This is a genomic window from uncultured Paraglaciecola sp., from assembly GCF_937123705.1.
Classification (GTDB): domain Bacteria; phylum Pseudomonadota; class Gammaproteobacteria; order Enterobacterales; family Alteromonadaceae; genus Paraglaciecola.
This window is the reverse complement of record NZ_CAKZKO010000220.1, coordinates 1-3,931: the sequence shown is the minus strand read 5'-3', so window position 1 is coordinate 3,931 and position 3,931 is coordinate 1. Positions and strand designations below refer to the sequence as shown.

The following is a 3,931-nucleotide window of genomic DNA, read 5'->3' as shown; positions in this document are numbered from 1 at the left end:
GTCCAGGCATTCCCTGAGATTTACTTCTCACGTTTGGTTGTGTTGGGTGAAGGGGATAGCGAAGAAATTGTACTACCGCGCCTTTTCCAAGCAAAGGGTGCGCCAGTTGATGAATCAGCGGTTACGATTGCTCCGCTTGGAGGTAGGCATGTCAATCATTTTTGGCGCCTGTTATCAGCACTGCAAATCCCATTTTTGACCCTTCTCGATTTAGATGTGGGCAGATATCAAGCGGGCTGGGGAAGAATAAAGTATGTAAATAACCAACTTGGCTTATATCAACCTGAAAAAGTTCTGCCAAATACTTTTTCTTTATCAGATTGGAATGATGACAAAGTACCTGTTCGTACCCACCACTTCTTTGAAAACGGCACTAAGAGTGTATTTGCAGAGCTGGAAATGCGTGGTGTGTTTTTCTCATTTCCAATGGATTTAGATTTTTCAATGCTCCTTGCTTTCCCAGATGCTTACGGTGTTCAGCAGGAAGTTCCGGATGACTCAACAATTAAAGCCGTGTTAGGCAAGAGCCATCATGACCCATCCCAATATAGCTATGACGAGTTAAATCTTTTCTCTACGTATCACAAGCTTTTTAAACTGGGCAGCAAGCCCGCTGCTCATATCGAAGCTCTCGCTCAACTAAGCGACGAGGATTTGCTGGCGAACATGCCTGAATCATTTGGACGACTCACTGATGCCGTGATCGCCAAGCTTGCGGAACTGCCCGAGTGATTGCTGTAGATGCATGGCTGCCTTCGGATGGGCTAACTCTTGAACCCAATGCACTGCGGGCTGCGAAGGAACAAGCGCGCTGTCTTGCACTGACGGCGGGGCCGGGCGCGGGCAAGACGGAAATGCTTGCACAAAGAGCTGACTTCCTCCTACGAACCGGAACCTGCCGTTATCCGAAGAGAATACTCGCTATCTCTTTCAAAGTTGACGCCAGCAAAAACTTGAAGGAGCGAATCCAGCGACGCTGTGGACAAGAATTGGCTTCCCGTTTTGATAGCTACACATTTCATGCGTTTGCAAAGCGTATTATTGATCGTTTCCGAGTAGTGCTTACTGGTAATGATGCTCTTGATCTGGATTATTCGATTGGCGAAAGAAAAGTCACAAGAAGGCAAATTACATTTCATGATCTTGTGCCGCTAGCAATTCAAATTCTCAAGGCCTCTGCTGTCGCAAGAAATGCCATACGCCAAACTTACAGCGATGTTTTCTTGGATGAATTCCAGGACTGCACGGATCAGCAGTATGAACTCGTGAAGGTAGCCTTCCAAGGTACGAGCATTCGTCTCACTGCTGTCGGTGATACCAAGCAGAAAATCATGGGATGGGCAGGTGCATTGGACGGAATTTTCCAAACGTTCGCTAGGGATTTTTCAGCGGTCCCATTAAACATGTACCGAAACTTTCGTTCAAAACCACGCCTGCTTCGGATGCAGAACGAGATAATTCGCGTGCTCGATCCGGCTTCCGTCATGCCTGATCACCAACTTGCTGGTGAAGAGGGAGCGGTCTTCGCGTGGCAATTCGAGAATGCCCAGGGTGAAGCTGAGTACTTGGCCGATTTGATTGCCGGGTGGATAAGAAATGAACAGGTTCCGTTATCCGAAATCGCCGTATTAGTGTCCAAACAACTAGATCTTTACGCCAATCACCTGATGGTGGCATTGGAAGTTAGGGGAATACCGTACCGGAATGAGCAGGAGATGCAGGATATTACTGTCGAACCTGCCGCAAGGCTCGTTGTTGACTATTTGTCCTGTCTCTATGGCCAGCGAGAGCCCAAAGCCTGGATTCGGCTGATGAATCAATTGATTCCCTTTGCCGATGACGAGGTGCAGTCTAGCGTCAGGCAAAATTTCCAAAGCTTCTTCAAGGAACAGCGAAAAATCATCGCCATGGCCGAGTTGTTGGATGAACCGTTTTCGGGATGGTGGGATTCTGTGTGTAGATTTTTGAAGAAAATAGGAATGGAGACTCTTGTTGCTCTCTCGCCTGACTATGAGTCACATGCCAGATTAGGTGAAGTTGTGGGAGATACCAAAGCGCGCATTGAAGAATTGCTTGAACTTACCCCCGACTTGCCTCAAGCCTTGACTCGTTTCTCTGATGATCAGGCTGTGCGTATTCTGACTATCCATAAGAGCAAAGGATTGGAGTTCGACTCAACGATAATTTTGGCCGTTGAGAACGAAATATTTTTTGGGGATCAAGATTCTAATCTGTGTGCTTTCTTTGTTGGTGTATCCCGTGCCAAGCGTCGGCTTGTTCTTACATACGCTAAACAACGCGACAGGCCCCTTAACTATGCTAAAAGATGGGATGTAATTCGAACTCCACAACAGGAATATCTTCAATATGCAGCACAGTTTATTACCGATTTAACGCACATTTAAAAAGTCATTAGCTAAACTACTCAGTTCAAAACTTGCAAAGCCATAAACCGTCCTCAAAAACGTTCTCTTTACTAAATATAATGCAACATCTAGCGCGATGTCAGCTCCAAAATATACTGGAGCTGACAAAGATTTTTTCTTCTAGTTATTCCCCGAAATTTCCTCCGTCGCCTCCTGACGCAGTTTCTGGGCATCCATTCCGTTTAGCCGTTCAAGGGCTCTGTCTGCGGCACTCTGACGATTTCCATCAACGTTTAGCGTACTTCCTGAGCCTGTGAGTCTTTCCAGATCCAGTGACGGTACTTCGGGTAGGTTGCCTGTTATCGACAAGATACCTATCCATTCATCGAGATTGACTTGGCTCCAATCCACCTGGTTTAACTGACTCGCGGTCAAACCTTCACAGTTTGGAGACTTCGCACTGCCCCAGCCAAGGCCCAATTGCGGACGTACTTGTTCCTGAATGATCCGTGAAAGCGGCGAAGTAAAGCAGCAATATGATTGCCGTTTCTCAACACAGGCACCTAAGAACTTAGACTTGCAGTAAGAGCCTACGTAGTGGCAACTCTTCAATACCCGCTTGGCGTTCATTTCAAACTCGCTCTGCTCACATTTCCAGATAAGCTGAATGAGGATCATGGTGACTGAATAAATCATGTAGGCCGTCATAACCGTACTCAGAACCGCGCCCGCAGCGCCACCCAGCGCAAAGTTACCACCCGAAACGACACCATCGGCTCCAACTGCGCCACCAACGTTACTAAACAGTGCCGATTGCGCCCCCGAACCAAAGGTCGTACCTACCCATTCAGCCGTTTTGTTGGTCAACACCTGCATGAAGCCAGTCGCAGCTTGCTCCGCTCCCGCGCCAGCAGCCGTTGATGGCCCAGCCCCCATGAGAGAGTCCCATGCAGACACAAAAGGCTCTTTAACCGCACTCCAGGTACTGGTGATTGGTTCCCTGAGCGTATTCCACGAACCATAGATTGCCGAAGACGGATTCATGGCCATGACTGCCGTATCAAGCTTGTTAACCGCCACTATCATCGTGATGTAATCCGATAACGACACGCCACTTGGCTTTTCACAGCAATCCACTATGCCACCAACGGCTTTTTTGCACTGGCCAGCATTACCTTTAAAGACCGTACACTCGACGTTATCTTGGCCATCAGCTCCCGTACATGACATATCATTGGTCATAAACTGCGCCGCATTAAGCATCGCTGCGGCTTCTGCAAAGTTAGCCTGCTTGATTGACTCTGGCTCTAAACAATCTGTGCCCATACAGCGAACTGGCCCCTCACAGTTGTATTGAGTTTCCATTCGTGCATTTTGCACTTCAACGCTTTGTCCGCAGTCATACACCAAACTTTGGATATAGCAGAAGCCTTCATGACCAGCCCCGCCTTCAGTGCATTCGGTTCTGACGTACTGGCAGGCCGGGTTTTGCTCTAGCGCGGCACACGTATTGGTGGTCGTGTTTTGTCCGTTATTGACGATGGTTTGTGTATTACCATTGGCAT

3 protein-coding genes are annotated in these 3,931 nt (G+C 48.0%); 2 read left to right on the top strand and 1 reads right to left on the bottom strand.

The window, feature by feature from the left end; genetic code table 11:
• Nucleotides 1-732: ATP-dependent endonuclease (locus tag Q0688_RS27120; RefSeq protein ID WP_299085118.1), on the top strand; the 732-nt coding region annotated here is incomplete at its 5' end.
• Nucleotides 729-2,405, top strand: a complete 1,677-nt coding sequence (locus Q0688_RS27115; RefSeq protein WP_299085115.1) for an ATP-dependent helicase — start codon at nt 729-731, stop codon at nt 2,403-2,405. The genes Q0688_RS27120 and Q0688_RS27115, both read left to right, overlap by 4 nt.
• Nucleotides 2,406-2,546: 141 nt before the next feature.
• On the opposite strand, the gene traN is transcribed toward Q0688_RS27115, so the two are convergent.
• Nucleotides 2,547-3,931 (bottom strand): conjugal transfer protein TraN (gene traN / locus Q0688_RS27110; protein ID WP_299085112.1); only part of this gene is annotated, 1,385 nt, incomplete at its 5' end.